A 17724-nucleotide genomic window follows, 5' to 3' on the forward strand; every position below is an offset into this window, starting at 1 on the left:
GATTATGAGATGCCACAGATTATATAAAAAGAAAGAGGCACCTACAGTCAGGCACCTCTTTCTTTTTAGTACACTATTCTTTCTCTTATTTCACAGGAATAAATTTCTCCTCTACATTCCATCCCGACAACGACACAAGTGGTTGTGCAGATTGGCTATCAGGTGTGTATTCCATCACTACTGTTTTCTCTTCTCCTGGCAATACAGACACATAATTATCGCTGAAGAACACCGGGAGAAGACGTTTTTTAGTTTTAGGATCTACCAAGGCAACACGGTTAAAGAAGGCTACTGCTCCTCCTGCCGGATTGCTAATTCTCAGTTCAATCTTTCCTTTTTCAAGCACTTTTACAGAGGTTTGTACAGAAGCTTTTGCCATCTTATTTAGCCCTGAGTAATTGCCACTGGCATCTGGAAGCCAATAGAAATTATCGCTCACGACCTTCTTATTTACATCCAGCAATTTCAACGACAGGAATACTCCCTGTTCTTTGCGCAATGCATTAATAGTAGGCAGTATTGGAACATACTTTCTTACAGTACTTGGCCCAATCTCGTTAAACACCTGTGTAATGAGTGAATCTTTTCCACTGATGGTATAGGCTTTAATAGTCAGCATCAGATCTCTTTTGGTTTCAAAAGTATTGTTTACGATCATTACCATACCATCTACCGGATTATACATTATGTGCAAAGGCTCACTGCCACTTCTCAATCCATACAAACAAGCATTTACATCCAGGTAATAGTCATACATCTGTCCACGCATGGCAGTCCATGGGTTCTGTGTTTTCCAGATTATAGTTCCAGTATACCAGTCCCACATATGGGCGCTAAAACCTTCCATCAGTGCTCTGTATTGGTCGTAGTTTACCAATTGAGCTTTTTTAGCAAAGTCACGGGCTTCTGTAGGTTCACCATATGGTTGCAGGTACTCATCATAGCCAATGTACTTATGATAATCCCACACCGGATCTATCTTTTTGGTAGAATAGTGAGGAGGCGTCATATTGGCTGATGGAATAAACCGCTCCAGAGATTCATAATCTCCCACTCCTACCGAACCCACTTCTGAGTTAAACGGAAAGGTACGATGTTCCCAGAAACGGTTGATAGGCTGAATGCCATAAGGACCATCGCCATTGCCTCCCAGGAAGTTATATGACATATCATCGGAATTGGAATAGTCTATAAACCAGCGTGTACCATCCAGTTCAGGCAGAATAGAATCACGCAATGGGATCAGGATATCTTCCGGAGGAGTGATTTCATTCCCTCCACACCACATAGCCAGTGAAGCATAGTTACGAATCATCTTGATCTGGTCTTCAGCCGAACGTAAAAACAGCTTGTGGTCATCCGGATATTTGCGGCGAGTCCACTGATCTTCTTTTTTCACAGGATCTACCCAACGTCCATTGCAGTCACCAGACACCCAGAAATCCTGCATTACCAGCATACCATACTTATCACAGGCTTTGTAAAACTCAGGTCGTTCACTCAATGCACCACCCCAGATACGAATCAGATTCAGGTTCATATCGCGGTGAAAACGGATTTCCGCATCATAGCGAGCATCCGTAAAACGCAGCATGGCATCCGAGATAATCCAGTTTCCACCTTTGATAAAGATTTTCTGTCCATTCACTGCCACTTGTTTGCTTCGGGTAACAGCATTCCATTCTGTCTGAATTTCACGCACTCCTACGGAAACCGTTTCCTGATCAGATACAGATTTACCATCTACAGTAAACTGCATTTTCAGATCATATAGAGGTTGCTTTCCATACCCATGAGGCCACCACAGCTTTGGGTTCTGTAGTGTAAAATCAGGCAACTGTACGACAGTAGTTTTCTGAGCATCCAGACTCACTTTTTGAGATACAGTTTGTCCATCCAGTGTATATTGTAATGTACCCTCTACTTTCTTAGTACTTGTATTCTCTAGTTCAGCAGATACTTTAATCGTAGCAGGTTGCTGTGGTCCTTCAGCCTTTCTGACACCAGGTACCAACGTTACCACATGTGGATTCTTTAGATTCACTATCCCTGTTTTTTCAATAGTCACCTTGTCCCAGATACCTGTATTCCTGTCACGGATGGGTTGAATCCAGTCCCAGCCAGCTACATACTGGTGAGATACATTTTTGGCAATCATACCATCACCGCCCTGACCTGTTTTTGCATTTCCTACTGGGTCTGGAGGATGTACAATTACTGCCAGACGGTTATTGCCATCTTTAGAAAGAACATTGGTGATATTATAGGTTTGACGAAGAAACATACCATAATGTGTAGCAGCATTCAACTTCTTGCCATTCAGGTATACATCACAGCTATAGTTTATCCCACGAAAATGAAGCCATACCTGTTCCTCTCCTTTGGGGACAGTTTCTTTAAAATCTTTGGCAAACCAATAGGTATAGTATTCGCGGCCTGTATCATAGATATCTGCAATCTTCTCATTGTTCATCCCATAAAAAGGATCAGGAACCTTTTTGTTTTCCAGGAGAGTCGTTAGTACAGTACCTGGTACTACAGCAGGCATCCAGCCAGATAATTTATAGGAAGGAACAGAAATAGCCTGTCCAGTTTCCTTCACCTTAGCGACATTGACACACTGCCAGCCACTGTTCAGTTCATAGGCGTTCTGAGCCTGAAGATAGGTTGACACCAGGACACATAAGGTAGCCAACCATCTATATTTAATACACATTTTACTTGGAAAGGATTGATTATGGAAGTATGAAATAAGTAAGGGCATAAAATAACAAAACCTTATTCGCAAATCCCAAATATAATTTTACCAATACTTAACTTACCCAAATAATACAATACACAGAACGATATAATACAAAATAGCAGAAAAGTAAAAATGGGCAAAACACCCTATTTTTTCAGCATAGATAGTCCAACCTAAAAGACCTTTCTCTTCTTTATAGAAGTGAAAGCCAATGTAATAGTATTTCGTCCAGAAGAAAATCAGAATTAGTAACTTTCAGATGTATACACCTATAGAGAATGAGAACTTTTATACATCCATATCTAACCCCAGTTGGCTTTTTAAGTCATTCAATACCGGATACTTTTCGGCCAGATAATCAAACTTTTCACGGTTGGTATAGACCATCCGTTTTTTCCCCTGCTCAACGATCTCGCCCTGAATCTGTATCGTACTGTTTCGTAATCTCTTACGCAAAAATTCCAGCAACTCATACCGAAATTCATTCAGTTGAGTAAGCTGTATCTGGTTTTCCAATTTTAACATAATGGTGCCATTCTGAAATTCATATCCCCGGTTCAGAATCAGCAATTCAGTTGGATAGCTACGGGTTTTGGCAAAAGCCTGCCACTGTTGTAGCAATTGATCAGGCGTAAACGGCTCATTCCCATAGTTTATTACTGTTTCTGTATCATCCGCTTTTTTCTCAGATGTATCAGACAGATTGGATAGACTAATGCTAGGCGTAAGCTTAGGCGTTTTTAATGCCGGATTGGTACGGTTAGGGTTAGGTTGGTTGCTGACAGGAGTTGTTCCCACAGACTGTGTGGGTATGGTAGTGTTAGGGGTAACCGATGGAGTTGTTTTTATATCAGAGACCGTTCCATGGGAAGTAGAACCATTGACAGGAGGCTGATTTCCACCTGTCAATGGGCTTTTCTGCTCTGTTTTGGGGGGATTCTCTACTATATCAAGTTTTTTTTTTAAGTCGGCACTGCCGTTTTGTACTGCTCTGGTCATATCTATTGCGGATGGGATATGCGCCATCTTCATCAGCGTTAACTCTACCAGCAGACGTTGGTTCTTACTGGTTTTGTAATTCAGATCACACTGATTACCCTGATTCAAAGCAGAAAGCAGGAACGACACAGATGCCTGTCCGGATTGTGCCAGATACTTTTTCTGCACATTTCCAGCCACCTGTAGCAACGTAACTGTAGCTGGGTCTTTACACACCAGCAAGTTGCGCAAATGTTCACACAAACCTACCATAAACTGATGCCCATCAAATCCTTTCTGAAGAATTTCATTAAATATCAGCAATGCCTGTGGGATACTTTCATTGAGCAAAGACTCTGTCATCCGGAAATAGTAATCATAATCCAGAATGTGCAGGTTGTCAATGGTATTCTTATAGGAGATGCTCCGGTCTGTAGAAAAGGTGGTAATCAGGTCGAACATAGAAAGCGCATCCCGTAATCCCCCATCTGCTTTCTGAGCAATCAGTTGTAAGGCTTCTTCTTCAGCCCGGATGCTTTCTTTTCCAGCAATATTTCCCAGATGGGAAGCAATATCATTTACTCCAATCCGGTTGAAGTCAAAAATCTGACAACGGGACAGAATAGTAGGAATAATCTTGTGTTTCTCGGTTGTAGCCAGAATAAAGATCGCATAGCTAGGTGGCTCTTCCAGTGTTTTCAAAAATGCATTAAACGCCGCATTGGAAAGCATATGCACCTCATCTATAATATAGATCTTGTATTTACCTGATTGCGGAGGATAGCGTACCTGATCTACCAGGTTACGAATATCATCAACTGAGTTATTGGATGCGGCATCCAGCTCATGAATATTAAAAGAAGCACTGGCATTAAAACTCCGGCATGAATCACACTCATTACAAGGTTCTGTTTCCGGAGTCAGATTCTGACAGTTAATAGTTTTAGCAAGAATACGGGCACAGGTGGTCTTCCCTACCCCTCTGGGTCCGCAAAACAGAAAGGCCTGCGCCAGCTGTTGCTGTCGGATTGCATTTTTAAGGGTAGTAGTAATATGAGATTGTCCTACAACGGTATCAAAAGTAGAGGGGCGGTATTTCCGTGCCGAAACAATAAACTGATCCATGTCCCAAAGTTACGGCTTTTGACCGAAACTCCGGGAGGTTTTGACAAGAAAAAGGTGATGAAAAAATTTATAGGCCTACAGACTCAGGAAACAGATCCTGTCTGTATCCTGATTGAATCTCCTAGTGGTTCCAGCAACTGAGGATAGTCATTATAGGCTTTGTTCACCTCACGCGTTACTTCATAGGCCTCCATCTGTTCTGAGTCATACTGAGTCAACAATGCTTTTTGCTTGTCTATAGATAAAGATGGATTAATCCAGCCTGAAGCCTGTTCAGATGATAATATCACAGGCATTCGTTCATGAATAGATCCCATCAGTTCATTGGCCTCTGTGGTAATAATAGCAAACGAAGATATTTCTTCTCCGGTTGTATAGTTAGTCCAGCGGTTCCAGATACCAGCCATGGCAAACAAGTTCTGATCTCTGGGTTTAATCAGATAAGGTGTCTTTCCATTTTTACCTGAACTGCTTTGTTTCCATTCAAAAAAACTATTAGCCAGTACCAGGCAGTGTTGCGACTTAAAGGCCTTTTTAAAGGAAGTTTTTTCTTCGATTCCATCCAGGCGTGCATTGATCATTTTGTAGCCAACATTCTCTTCCTTAGCCCATTGCGGAATAAATCCCCAGCGAAACAACTGTACCTGACTAGCCTTTTCATTCGTAATTACAGGCAGAGATTGTCCGGGAGCAGCATTGTAATGTGGTGGAAAGTCCTGTGATAGTTGTGCATGAAAGGCACGGGTGAGAGATTCTTCTTCCAGAATGATTGAATAACGTCCACACATAGGGCATAGCGGTTTGATTTAGTTAAATATACTATTTTTTCTTAAAAAACTTCTTATCATCTATTCTTTTTTGCATTAACTTTGCGGGATTTTTAATTATCCTCCAACCTGTTCAAAATGCCCAAAGACAATTCCATCAAATCCGTTCTTATTATTGGTTCTGGTCCCATCATTATTGGACAAGCATGTGAATTTGATTATTCTGGTTCGCAGGCGGCTCGTTCGCTTCGCGAGGAAGGCATCGAAGTGGTGCTGATCAACTCCAATCCGGCGACAATTATGACCGATAAGGTGACGGCAGATCATGTATACCTGCGTCCGCTGGAGAAGAAGTATATTCGTGAAATTCTGGAAAAACACAAAATTGATGCCGTATTGCCAACTATGGGTGGACAAACCGCTCTGAACCTGGCAATTGACTGTGATAAAGCTGGTATCTGGAAAAAATATGATGTAAAAATCATTGGGGTTGACATCAAAGCCATCGAAACTACAGAAGACAGAGAGAAATTCCGTCTGAAGATGATGGAACTGGATGTTAACGTGTGTAAAGGTCGTACTGCACGTTCCTATCTGGAAGGAAAAGAGATTGCTCAGGAAATAGGATTCCCATTGGTTATTCGCCCATCCTATACATTAGGAGGTACAGGGGGTGGATTCGTAAACGATGCTTCCAAATTTGATGCGGCTCTGAATGCAGGTCTGCATGCCTCTCCTATCCATGAGGTACTGGTAGAACAAAGTATCATGGGTTGGAAGGAATATGAGTTGGAATTGTTACGTGATAACAATGGAAACTTTATTATCATCTGTTCTATCGAAAACTTTGACCCGATGGGGGTACATACCGGAGATTCCATTACAGTAGCTCCAGCTATGACCCTACCTGATACATTGTATCAGAAAATGCGGGATCTCGCTATTAAGATGATGGATGGTATTGGCAAATTTGCTGGAGGATGTAACGTACAGTTCTCTGTAAACCCTGTCAACGACGATATCATTGCCATTGAAATTAACCCACGTGTATCCCGTTCTTCAGCACTGGCATCTAAAGCAACCGGATATCCGATTGCCAAGATTGCAGCAAAGCTGGCTATTGGCTACAACCTGGATGAGTTACAAAACGCCATCACCAAAACAACTTCTGCCTACTTTGAACCTGCTATTGACTATGTGATCGTGAAAGTACCTCGCTGGAACTTTGACAAATTCAAAGGTGCAGATCGTAGTCTGGGCTTACAGATGAAATCAGTAGGTGAAGCGATGGGTATAGGACGTAACTTCCAGGAGGCACTACAGAAAGCATGTCAGTCGCTGGAAATCAAACGTAATGGTTTAGGTGCAGATGGAAAAGAACTGACTAATCAGGAGCAATTGTTATATAGTCTGGAGCATCCAAGTTGGAACCGTTTGTTCCATATCTATGATGCCTTCAAACTGGGTATCCCATTCAAGACGATACAAAAGTTAACCAAAATAGATCCCTGGTTCCTAAATCAGATTGAAGAGTTGCTGATACTGGAAAAAGAAATCCAGAAATATGATCTGGAGACCATTCCAGCTTCTCTGATGTTTGAAGCCAAAAACAAAGGATATGCAGACCGTCAGATTGCACACTTACTGGATTGTTACGAAAGTGAAGTGTACACAAAACGGAATGATATGGGCATCAAACGTGTCTATAAATGTGTAGACACCTGTGCAGCTGAGTTTGAAGCGAAGACACCTTATTATTACTCAACGTTTGCACTGGCCCCAGAAGGAAATACAATTGAAGGTCCGGACAATGAATCCATTGTATCAGAGAAGAAGAAAATCATTGTACTGGGTTCAGGACCAAACCGTATCGGACAAGGTATCGAGTTTGACTATTCCTGTGTACATGGCATTCTGGCAGCTAAAGAGTGTGGATATGAAACCATCATGATCAACTGTAACCCGGAGACGGTTTCTACAGATTTTGATATTGCAGATAAACTGTATTTTGAACCTGTATTCTGGGAACACATCTATGATATCATTCAACATGAAAAACCAGAAGGGGTAATTGTACAGTTAGGTGGGCAGACAGCTCTGAAACTGGCAGAAAAGCTGAACCGTTATGGTATCAAAATCATTGGAACCAGCTTTGAGTCACTGGACCTGGCTGAAGATCGTGGTAGTTTCTCTACTTTGCTGAAAGATAACAATATTCCTTATCCTAAGTTTGGAACAGTGCAGAATGCAGATGAAGCACTGGAACTATCCCGTGAATTAGGTTTCCCATTGCTGGTGCGTCCAAGCTATGTACTGGGTGGACAAGGTATGAAGATTGTAATCAATGAAACAGAACTGGCTAACCACGTGGTAGATATCTTTAAGGATATGCCGGATAACAAAGTTCTGCTGGATCACTTCCTGGAAAATGCCATCGAAGCCGAAGCCGATGCGATTTGTGATGGAGAAGATGTATATATCATTGGTATTATGGAGCATATTGAACCGGCGGGTATTCACTCAGGTGATTCCAATGCAGTATTGCCTCCATTTAACCTGGGAGCACTGGAGATTCTACAAATCGAAAAATATACTAAACAGATTGCACTGGCTCTCAATACGGTGGGTCTGATAAATATTCAGTTTGCGATCAAAGATGAGAAAGTATATATAATCGAAGCTAACCCAAGGGCATCCCGTACAGTTCCATTCATCTGCAAAGCATATGATGAACCGTATGTAAACTATGCCACTAAGGTGATGCTTGGAGAGAAAAAAGTAAAAGATTTTGAATTCAATCCACGCAGACAGGGTTATGCCATCAAGTTGCCTGTATTCTCATTCAACAAGTTCCCGAATGTAAATAAGGAACTTGGGCCTGAGATGAAGTCAACAGGAGAAGCAATCTACTTCATTGATGACCTGGATGATGACTTCTTTCAGAAAGTGTACTCGGAACGAAATCTGTATCTGAGCCGTTAATAGGGCTGAATCAATGATAAACAGAAGGTAAGGCTTTGATCAGAAAGTCCTTACCTTCCTGTAAATTCACGTTTGGGAAACAATAATTTCTGGTTTTATTCGTCAATATAAGAAAACCTCAGACAGCTTTGTTTAAATATCTGCTTATATCATTCGCTATTATCTTCTTGCTTTCACGCATTGGAGGATTTCTGTTTCGTAGTCTATTCTGGATGCTGGGTATGCGCGCTGTTGAAAAACAGATGCGCCACCAGGAACAAAATCAGCGCAAGCAATCCCGTCGCAATGAGGGAGATATCAGCGTGGATTATGAAAGAGGCCAGACTAGCCAGAGAAATAAACGAAGTTCACAAGGTGGTGATTATATTGATATTGATTATGAAGAAGTAAAATAACTTGTTTCTTACATATGAAAGGGTAAAGAAGGTACAAATGGCCTCACCATTGTAATTCTTCTTTACCCTTTTGTTTTACTACCCCTATATATACATTGGCTCAGTCTTTTTGTTCATGTTTCGGTAATACAAAGCCCCTTTCCTGCTTCATAAAAAAAACTATCTTTGCGTTATTCTAAATTTGTCTATAATCTGATAGATACTGAAGATATCTCTGAAGCATTCTTTAGTCTATCCTTTTTTTATCCTGTTTTCAGCACATTTTACTATGCTTTCATTTATTGTCTGGGATGTTTCACCCGAAATTTTTCGTGCTAAAGTTTTTGGCCTGTTATTGGAACCACGCTGGTATGGTTTATTCTTTGCACTAGGTTTTCTGATTGGTCAGCAAATCCTTTTTCACATTTTCAAAAAAGAAGGCAAGCCCGCCCAGGATGTTGAAACACTAACTGTTTATATGGTTCTTGCCACTGTAATAGGCGCACGTCTCGGACATGTGTTATTTTATGAGCCTCAGGAATACTTTAAGGACTTTGACCATATTCTGGAAATTTTCAAAATCTGGCATGGAGGCTTAGCCAGTCATGGAGCCGCAATTGCCATCTTATTTACATTCTGGTTATATGTCCGTAAGAAAAAGAATTCCGGACAAACGTATCTATGGGTAGCAGACCGTATAGTGATCATTGTGGCACTATGTGGTTGTCTGATTCGTCTGGGTAACCTAATGAACTCCGAAATCATAGGTAAGCCGACAGATGCATCCTGGGGATTTGTGTTTGCAGGCCCTGCCCGCAGTGCTATTATGACGCCATTTCCAGAAGATGTAACAAAAGTAAGAACGCAAAAAGATGAATCCAGAAAAGATACGACAGTAAACGGGCAGATATATGTTCCTTTGAAAGTAAAAACCTATCTGGAAAAAGAAGCTGCCAACTCAGATATGAACAGCTTTGCCCAACGAGACATCCCTCCTGCCTTAGGGCAAAGTCCGGAGGTGAGAGAACACTTCAGTTTGGAATTATCCCGACCCTTTACACATACCGTTTCCAATGAAGATGGCGAAACAGTAGTGGCTGTCAATGTATATGGTATCCCCCGCCATCCAGCTCAGTTGTATGAGTCATTCTCCTGTCTGCTATTGTGTATACTCCTATTCCTGATATGGAATCGTTACAAGGCCCAAACTCCTCAGGGACTACTACTTGGACTATTTCTGATTGTGTGTTTTGGACTACGATTCTTTTATGAAACACTAAAAGAGCCTCAGGTGGACTTTGAACGGGAAATGCCTTTGTATATGGGACAATGGCTAAGTATTCCAGCAATTCTGGCAGGAATTATCATCATTATCATTGCCTTACGTAATAGCTCAAAACTGAATACAGATATTGTTTCTAAAAAGGCTTAAATAATAAAGAGGTCGCTCATAATATATATAAGCGACCTCTTTACTTTTAGTGTTATATCTATTTATGGTACTGGATCGTAGCCATGTCCACCCCATGGATGGCAGCGGGAAATACGCCGTAAAGTAAGCCATCCGCCTTTAATAGCACCATGCTTTCGAACAGCTTCAATACCATAGTGGGAACAGGAAGGAGTAAACCGGCAACTGCTGGGAAAATATGGACTGATTCCATACTGGTAAAACCGAATCAATACAATAAAAATATATTTCATACGTTATCTGAGCGAACTTTCACAATGTATACTCCTCTCCATAACTGACTATTTTTTCAATAAGTTCTGCAATTCAGAAATTTAAGATGTCAGTCCATTAGAAAAAAATTACGGTTAAAAATAGATCTTGTTGTTTTCAAGACATACAATTAAAATAATTGCATAATCAACCATCTGCCTTGCCTTTTTTTGCGTAAATTATGTGCCCAGAAATCTGTCAGGCTGATTTGATTTTCATACACAAAGAAAAGTTTTAACTACAGGGTAGTCAATGCTGGTATATTTGTTTAGCTTATGGTTAAGTCTCTCGTCCTGCAGTACGCAGGCCCTGCCCGCTACTTCTATTCCTGATGAACCATTTCTGGTTATACATACTATCCATATAGAAGGAAATAAAAAAACCAATGCGGCAGTTATCATGCGGGAACTGGATATCGCTCCAGGAGATACACTGCCAGGTTCGCAGATTGATCTTGTTCTTAAGCGAAATAAAAATAAGATATTCAATACCAATTTATTCAATAGTGTTGAGTTATTACTGCAACCCAATGAATTTGGAAACATTGATCTGGTTATTCAGGTAGCCGAGCGATGGTATATATTTCCTATGGTGATTCTGGAACTGGGAGATCGCAACTTTAATGAGTGGTGGAGTGAACGGGGCCGGGATCTGCGACGCCTGAACTATGGACTCAGAATAGCACACAAAAATGTATTTGGCAATGGAGAAGAGCTTCGGGCGGTAGCTCAGTTTGGGTTTACCAAACGTTTTGATCTGGCTTATACAATCCGCAATCTGGATAAAGCACGTAAGAATGGGCTCGGATTCCTGGTAAGCTACTCTACAAACAAGAATATGGCTTATCAGACGGAAGGAAATAAGCTGGAGTTTCTCAATACCAATGAAGTTATGCGAGAACGCTTTTTCACCTCCGTCCGATTCTCACGACGTCCTCAGTTTTATAATCAACACAGTATAGAAGGACGTTTTCACTACAATACTATTTCTGATTCCATAGCCAAGCTTAATCCTGATTATTTTCTGCATGGACAAACGCGTCAGCATTACTTTCAGTTAAGCTACGAATTTGTCAATGACCGACGGGATCTGGTAGCCTATCCTCTGCGTGGCCACTACTTCGAAGTTGAACTTACGCGTGCAGGCTTGCTACCTGCTGATAATTTTGATAAAACATCTTTACGGGTAAACTTTGCTCTTTATCGTCCTATTGGAAGAAAATTCTTCTGGAACATGAATATCCAGGGTATGACCTCCTACCCTTCCCTACAACCGTATGCTCAATACCGGGCACTGGGTTTTGGATTTGAATACCTGCGGGGATATGAGCGATATATTGTGGATGGCCAACACTTTGGATTTGCTAAATTCACATTCAAGCGTGAATTGTTATCAACTGAGGTTAGTATACCAGGATTCCGGATACAACAGTTTTCAACCATTCCCATTAGTCTTTATCTGACTACATTTGGAGATTTTGGATATGTTGTAGATCCAACTAATAATCCTGGCAATAGCCTTCTGGCCAACAAACTGATTTACAGCACAGGTGCAGGAATTGATATCGTTACATTTTACAATGTAGTGATGCGCTTTAACTATGCTATAAACCGACTGGGGGACAAAGGTATCTTCTTTAACTTTGTGCGGGATATTTAGTGTTTTAGCTAACTTCTGTTCTATGTTTAGGTAAGAAAACTTGTAAGTCAGATAGCTTTGCCTGCACTTTAGCTACAATTAGATCTATATCCTGTTTTTCCATGCAGTTAAAATGTCCCAAAGGGCATTTTCTGTTACCATATTTACTGCAAGGCTGACATTTAAGCCCTGGCACCTGTATATTCTCATATATAGGCAAATGGCCTGTATTCTGAAAGGAACTTCCATAATAAGGCTCTACATCCAGTTTAGGAGAAGTACTTCCCCAGATAGCAAATGTTGGTTTTTGAAATGCACTCGCTACATATTGCAGACCCGTATCATGCGAAATAACCAGTGTAGACTTGCGTACAAGATCTGCCGACTGATTCAGATTAAACTTTCCACATCCATTAAAAACTTTCGCAGGATCTACAGATGCAATCTGTTCGCCTTCCTCAATCTCTTCTTTCCCACCCAGCAGGACAACAGGAAAAGGAAGTTTGGTACACAACTCTTTTAGTTTATGTACAGGCATCTTTTTAGTAGGATACGATGCACCAATAACGATTGCCACATAGCCTTGCTGATGTGTTACCGGCAATATAGTCCAATTCACTTCATCTACTGCAGGAACAAAATAATCGAGTCCCAGACCATCATCTTCTGCTCCTATTTTACGAATCACATCCAGACTTCGCTGTGTAATGTGTCGTTTCGGCATAAAATCGAGCCGGAACGTAGTTAACAGGAATTTCTGGATATTCAGCTTGTTGATAGTATAGGCTTTGGCAGGTAAAGCGTTCTTGATTCGTAAAGATCGCCCATTATTCTGGAGATCTATTATGTAATCAAAGCTGGCTTGTTTCAACTCAGGAAGCAACTCTTTGACACTTTTATCGTAATAGTGAAAACGATTTACATAGGGATTGGCTTCTGTAACGGCTTTAAAAGACTTCTTGGTAAGAAAATGGATTTCTGCATCAGGAAAACTTTTTCGCAGACACCGAATGGCAGGAGATGCCAGGACAATATCTCCAATAGCAGAAAAACGAATAATTAATACTTTCATAGATAATCGGTGGGCTAGTGTATAGTCTGTACTCCTCTACCATAATCACATTATACCCTATAACTCTATGTCAACTGCTGGTAGTTATACCAAATACCAGCTTATATCTCTATAGGAGGAAAGGAGGTGGTAATTCTACGCAATAAATAAGAATTTACCAACACTGATTTTATAGAGAAACAGCTTGTATATTTTCTGTTTAAAGAAAAAATCATAAACTTTGCACTTCAAAGTACTTTTGACATATTTACATTTCTTATTTTTGACAATTAATGAATACCCTATTGTTGATCCCAACAAAACTATTTCATTTAACCGTTTCAAAGCTAAAATCCTCACAACCATGAAACTATCACTCATCCAGAAACCTATCCACTTTTTGTTATTGTTATCAGGCATTTGCTGTCTGATGCTAGGCTGGAGACTAATTTCTTCCAATTCTCTTCAATATAGCTTTATGGCATGGAATTTATTTCTGGCATGGGTTCCATTACTGATTATGTTGTTTATTCAGAATTACGAACCTGTATATGTGAACAAGTATGTAGTGATAGCAGTAGGTTTAGCTTTCTGGCTCTTATTTCTCCCCAATGCGCCTTATATCATAACCGATCTGATGCATCTACGCTATCGGAAAAGCTATACACTTTGGTATGATTGCCTGATGGTGTTCTCATTTGCCTCTGTAGGTATGTATACAGGTCTTTATTCCATGTTACTGGCACATAAGCTGGTGAATCGGCTATTTGGTCCATCGTTTGGCTGGGCACTGATTCTGGGTTCCCTTGGATTAAGTGGTTTTGGTATCTATCTGGGTCGCTTCAGTCGCTGGAATAGCTGGGATTTGTTTGTACAACCACATCATCTCTTTATCGATATACTCAGGCAGGCGTTTAATCCTGCTGCCCTTAAGTTATCGGTAGCATTTGCACTGGTGATGGTATTGTTTTACTTTGTTTTTTTAAGTTTCATTCAACTAGCCAAACATGAATCTGCTTCGTAGTGCGATAAAGAGTCTGCAAAAAACATTTCGAAGTTTCCGGTTTGCGATACGGGGTATTGGCTTTGTGATCCAATATGAAAACAATACACGTATTCATCTACTTGCTTCACTGGCGGCTATTATTGCAGGAATGCTACTCAAACTTAACTACATTGAGTGGACTATTATCATTACCCAGATAGTACTTGTCTGGTCAGCAGAAGCCTTTAATAGTGCTATAGAAAAGATTGTAGACTTTATCTCGCCCGATTTTCATCCCAAAGCAGGAGCCATTAAAGACATTGCAGCAGGAGCTGTTTTATTTATTGCAATAGGAGCAGCCATTACAGGCCTTATTATATTTGGACATAAAATCTGGATTCTGGTAGCTTGAATCTAAATCAGCCGCTTCTTTTCTTCTGAGCAGAATTATGGTTGACCAGCTTTCATGAACAGAATTTCGATCAGATTTTTGTTTTTCATCTTTTACAAATTATTTCCTATCAAAGTAGATTTGACCAGAATACCGATCACTGTGAAAAAGTATTCGAAAAATAGTCAACTTTGGAGTTTGACCTAAACTCTGTTCATATTTACAGATGATCGGAGTTTGGGTCAGATTAGAGAAAAAATCAAATGCTGATCATTTTTAGGAAATATCAGAAATTTGATGACATTCAGTAATTATCAGAGTTCTGGTAATCTTACATAATCATTACAACTTTGATATATTTACCTGACAACATTGCCCGCTAAAGGCTACCTATAAAAAAGAAAACCCTCAATTGCAAAGCAACTGAGGGTTCACAGGTTATGAATCAAATAGAAGTCGGCTTATTTTACGCTTTCTTCCATTGCTGCGTTAAGTTTCTGAGCTAAGATTGCCTTGGGAGCAACACCAACCTGCTTGTCTATTACCTGACCATTTTTAAAGATCAATAGAGTTGGGATGTTACGAATTCCGAAACGATGAGGGATCTGAGAGTTATTCTGCACGTCCAGTTTACCAACAACAGCCTTTCCTTCGAAATCTGCTGCAAGCTCTTCTACAGCAGGTGCTATTATTTTACAAGGACCACACCAGTCAGCCCAGAAGTCTATCATTACAGGTTGATCACCAGCAATGATCTGATCAAAGTTAGAATCGTTAATTTCGATTGCTTTTCCCATGATAAGTAAAATTAGATAGATTTTGTAATATGTTAATTTCTTTGCTTAAAACTATGTATTTTCAAGCACTACTCTAGCATAATACTTTTTTTGTGTATAAAGTTCCAAAAGCATATTTCACAAGTATATATACTAAAACTATACCCTCTGTACGTTTTCATTTTAACAACCCTTTCTTACAACTGGTACATTCTTTCTCTCACCCAATCCAGTTCTGATTGCCTATAACTTTTGTTCTATTGATATTGGTCTATGATTTCAATAATCTTACTCTATCAATATAACTACCTCATTATGAAAACGCTACACTCTCTCTTTCTATCCCTCATTCTATTCTTTACACTTATGTCAGGAATAGCCCAAAACAGTGATAAGTACCACTATAACCAGGTGTATGATTATACCAGCAGTGACATTGTTCCCTATAACTACAATGCTGACGAATTGACAAAGCTTGCTAAAAGTTTTGTTGGAGTACCATATGTTGCTGAAGGCAAAGAACCTTCAGGATTTGATTGTTCTGGTTTTACATTTTATGTCTACAAACAATTTGGTATCTATCTTCCCTATTTCTCCAGTGAACAGGGAGCTATTGGTAGCCAGGTTTACATGGATGAAGCACAGCCTGGTGATCTTATCTTCTTTACAGGTTCTGATCCTTATACATCCACAGTGGGTCATGTAGGCATCATCGTTTCCAAAAAAGGAGAGAAACTGACATGGGTCCATGCCACTACCAGCAAAGGTGTACGTACAGATACGATGGCCAACACCTATTACAAAGCCCGCTTCCTGACAATCAGACGAGTAGCTAATTAGCTCTCGTCATTTTTTATTTTCCTATCCAATTATTTTTTTCGGCTTAAATCCTGTTTTTTCCCTTTTTATTAGTATATTTATCCTCGCTACCCATACAACAGACTCAAAAACTTCCTCTAATATATTTTTTCACACCTTTAAACTCCTTAAAGTGTATGATGGTACAACAGCTTTTGAATTACAAGTCGATTGACACGGTTTGGTCGGTACGTTCAATGTCCAATGTATATGATGCATTGGTCATGATGAACGATAAAAATATCGGGGCCGTATTAGTAATTGATGATGATCATCTGGTTGGGATATTCTCAGAAAGAGATTATGCACGTAAAGGTATCCTGCAGGGACGCGCTTCTCAGCAAACGTACATTTTTGAAGTAATGACCAAAAAAGTCATTACCGTTACGCCTCAGGATAAAATTGAGTATTGTATGAAGCTGATGTCAGAGGGACATTTCAGGCATTTACCCGTTGTTCAGGAAGATACTGTAGTAGGTGTGATTTCCATTACAGATATTTTAGATGCGATTATCAGAGAGCAGAAAGCCAGAATATCCTCTCTGGAGAGTTATATTACGGGGACACCCTTATAGGTGCAAGCACATAACATATATCTCCTGTCAGGAAACTTACAGGAGATATACATTCTTTGTAAGTATACGTATGTATTACTATATAGATTAGATCAGCTTTTGTTCCATTGCAACACGTACCAGTTCTACCGCATTTTTAACTCCCAGTCGTCTCATCATACTGGCCCGATGATTGTCTACAGTACGTACACTCAAGTTTAGTTTTTCTGCAATCTCCCGGCTATTTAGTCCATCCACAATGTATTTCAGTACCACTTTCTCCTTCTTCGAGGGCTTGGTCCGTTTATCTTTTACATTGTCAGGTTGTTTTACTTTATGCAGGTAGGCATTCACAATGATATTAGAAACCGACTGACTAAAGTATTTTTCTCCCTGATTCACTGTCAGCAAAGCATGTAGCATCTCCTCACGTGTTGTATCTTTTAACAGATACCCTCCTGCCCCGGCTTCAATGGATTTCATAATGTAATCCTCATTATTATGCATAGAGAGTACCAGACAACGAGTAGGTAAACCCAACTGACTGATCTCCTGAGTAACCTGTATTCCATTTAACAAAGGCATTGCAATATCCACCATCAATATATCGGGCGACAAACTTTTCACCTTTTCTACAGCTTCTGCTCCATTTGAGGCTTCACCTGCAATTTCAATTTCCTCAAATTCTTCCAGAATGGAACGAATCCCATTTCTAACAATAGTATGGTCGTCAGCCAATACAACTCTGATTTTTTTCATTATCGGGTAGTTTGTTGAAT

Annotated in this window: 15 protein-coding genes; 8 read left to right on the top strand and 7 right to left on the bottom strand. The window is 40.2% G+C overall.

The features are described 5' to 3' along the window. Positions 1-85: 85 nt before the first annotated feature. The 3 genes from QNI15_RS01555 to QNI15_RS01565 all read right to left on the bottom strand — a co-directional run bounded on the left by QNI15_RS01555 (position 86) and on the right by QNI15_RS01565 (position 5634). Positions 86-2716: a glycoside hydrolase family 2 protein gene (locus tag QNI15_RS01555; RefSeq protein WP_314030208.1), complete on the bottom strand. Its 2631-nt coding sequence runs from the start codon at positions 2714-2716 to the stop codon at positions 86-88. 315 nt (positions 2717-3031) lie between these two features. Next, on the bottom strand, positions 3032-4846 hold the full coding sequence (locus QNI15_RS01560; protein WP_314030210.1) for a DNA polymerase III subunit gamma/tau: 1815 nt from the start codon (positions 4844-4846) through the stop codon (positions 3032-3034). An 83-nt stretch (positions 4847-4929) separates the two neighbouring features. After that, positions 4930-5634 carry an SOS response-associated peptidase gene (locus QNI15_RS01565; protein ID WP_313993428.1) on the bottom strand — a complete coding sequence of 235 codons (705 nt, stop codon included), beginning with the start codon at positions 5632-5634 and terminating at the stop codon, positions 4930-4932. Positions 5635-5751: 117 nt separating this feature from the next. Here QNI15_RS01565 and carB point away from each other — a divergent pair, with 117 nt between their 5' ends. From carB to QNI15_RS01580, 3 genes are all read left to right on the top strand, one after another. After that, positions 5752-8595: a carbamoyl-phosphate synthase large subunit gene (carB, locus tag QNI15_RS01570; protein WP_313975098.1), complete on the top strand. Its 2844-nt coding sequence runs from the start codon at positions 5752-5754 to the stop codon at positions 8593-8595. Between the two features lie 128 nt (positions 8596-8723). Beyond that, on the top strand, positions 8724-8990 hold the full coding sequence (locus tag QNI15_RS01575; RefSeq protein ID WP_314030211.1) for a DUF4834 family protein: 267 nt from the start codon (positions 8724-8726) through the stop codon (positions 8988-8990). A gap of 268 nt (positions 8991-9258) precedes the next feature. Next, positions 9259-10401 carry a prolipoprotein diacylglyceryl transferase gene (locus QNI15_RS01580; RefSeq protein ID WP_313975102.1) on the top strand — a complete coding sequence of 381 codons (1143 nt, stop codon included), beginning with the start codon at positions 9259-9261 and terminating at the stop codon, positions 10399-10401. A gap of 62 nt (positions 10402-10463) precedes the next feature. Here QNI15_RS01580 and yidD read toward each other — a convergent pair whose 3' ends face one another. Beyond that, a complete protein-coding gene (yidD, locus tag QNI15_RS01585) occupies positions 10464-10673 on the bottom strand; it encodes a membrane protein insertion efficiency factor YidD (protein ID WP_313975103.1) in 210 nt (69 codons plus the stop codon). A 271-nt stretch (positions 10674-10944) separates the two neighbouring features. Here yidD and QNI15_RS01590 point away from each other — a divergent pair, with 271 nt between their 5' ends. Next, positions 10945-12351 carry a BamA/TamA family outer membrane protein gene (locus QNI15_RS01590; protein ID WP_313993434.1) on the top strand — a complete coding sequence of 469 codons (1407 nt, stop codon included), beginning with the start codon at positions 10945-10947 and terminating at the stop codon, positions 12349-12351. Positions 12352-12355: 4 nt separating this feature from the next. On the opposite strand, the gene QNI15_RS01595 is transcribed toward QNI15_RS01590, so the two are convergent. Next, the gene (locus QNI15_RS01595; protein ID WP_314030212.1) at positions 12356-13402 is read right to left on the bottom strand and encodes a glycosyltransferase family 9 protein; all 1047 of its coding nucleotides are present in this window, start codon (positions 13400-13402) and stop codon (positions 12356-12358) included. A 343-nt stretch (positions 13403-13745) separates the two neighbouring features. Between QNI15_RS01595 and QNI15_RS01600 the strand changes: the two genes are divergently transcribed. Beyond that, the gene (locus QNI15_RS01600) at positions 13746-14405 is read left to right on the top strand and encodes a DUF1361 domain-containing protein (protein ID WP_314030213.1); all 660 of its coding nucleotides are present in this window, start codon (positions 13746-13748) and stop codon (positions 14403-14405) included. Continuing rightward, positions 14389-14778, top strand: a complete 390-nt coding sequence (locus QNI15_RS01605) for a diacylglycerol kinase family protein (RefSeq protein ID WP_313993443.1) — start codon at positions 14389-14391, stop codon at positions 14776-14778. The genes QNI15_RS01600 and QNI15_RS01605 overlap by 17 nt, the downstream gene beginning before the upstream one ends. A gap of 440 nt (positions 14779-15218) precedes the next feature. On the opposite strand, the gene trxA is transcribed toward QNI15_RS01605, so the two are convergent. Continuing rightward, the gene (trxA, locus tag QNI15_RS01610) at positions 15219-15554 is read right to left on the bottom strand and encodes a thioredoxin (protein WP_313975112.1); all 336 of its coding nucleotides are present in this window, start codon (positions 15552-15554) and stop codon (positions 15219-15221) included. 294 nt (positions 15555-15848) lie between these two features. Between trxA and QNI15_RS01615 the strand changes: the two genes are divergently transcribed. Both QNI15_RS01615 and QNI15_RS01620 read left to right on the top strand, forming a co-directional pair. Continuing rightward, positions 15849-16373, top strand: coding sequence for a C40 family peptidase (locus QNI15_RS01615; RefSeq protein ID WP_313993446.1), 525 nt, complete (start codon positions 15849-15851; stop codon positions 16371-16373). A gap of 155 nt (positions 16374-16528) precedes the next feature. Further along, positions 16529-16966 (top strand): CBS domain-containing protein, encoded by a 438-nt coding sequence (locus tag QNI15_RS01620; protein ID WP_313993449.1) that lies wholly within the window; start codon positions 16529-16531, stop codon positions 16964-16966. Between the two features lie 87 nt (positions 16967-17053). Here the strand turns inward: QNI15_RS01620 and QNI15_RS01625 are convergent, their stop codons facing one another. Beyond that, positions 17054-17704 (bottom strand): response regulator transcription factor, encoded by a 651-nt coding sequence (locus QNI15_RS01625; protein WP_313975118.1) that lies wholly within the window; start codon positions 17702-17704, stop codon positions 17054-17056. Positions 17705-17724 lie beyond the last annotated feature (20 nt).

Origin of the sequence: Xanthocytophaga flava (assembly GCF_030068545.1) — a bacterium.
GTDB lineage: Bacteria > Bacteroidota > Bacteroidia > Cytophagales > 172606-1 > Xanthocytophaga > Xanthocytophaga flava.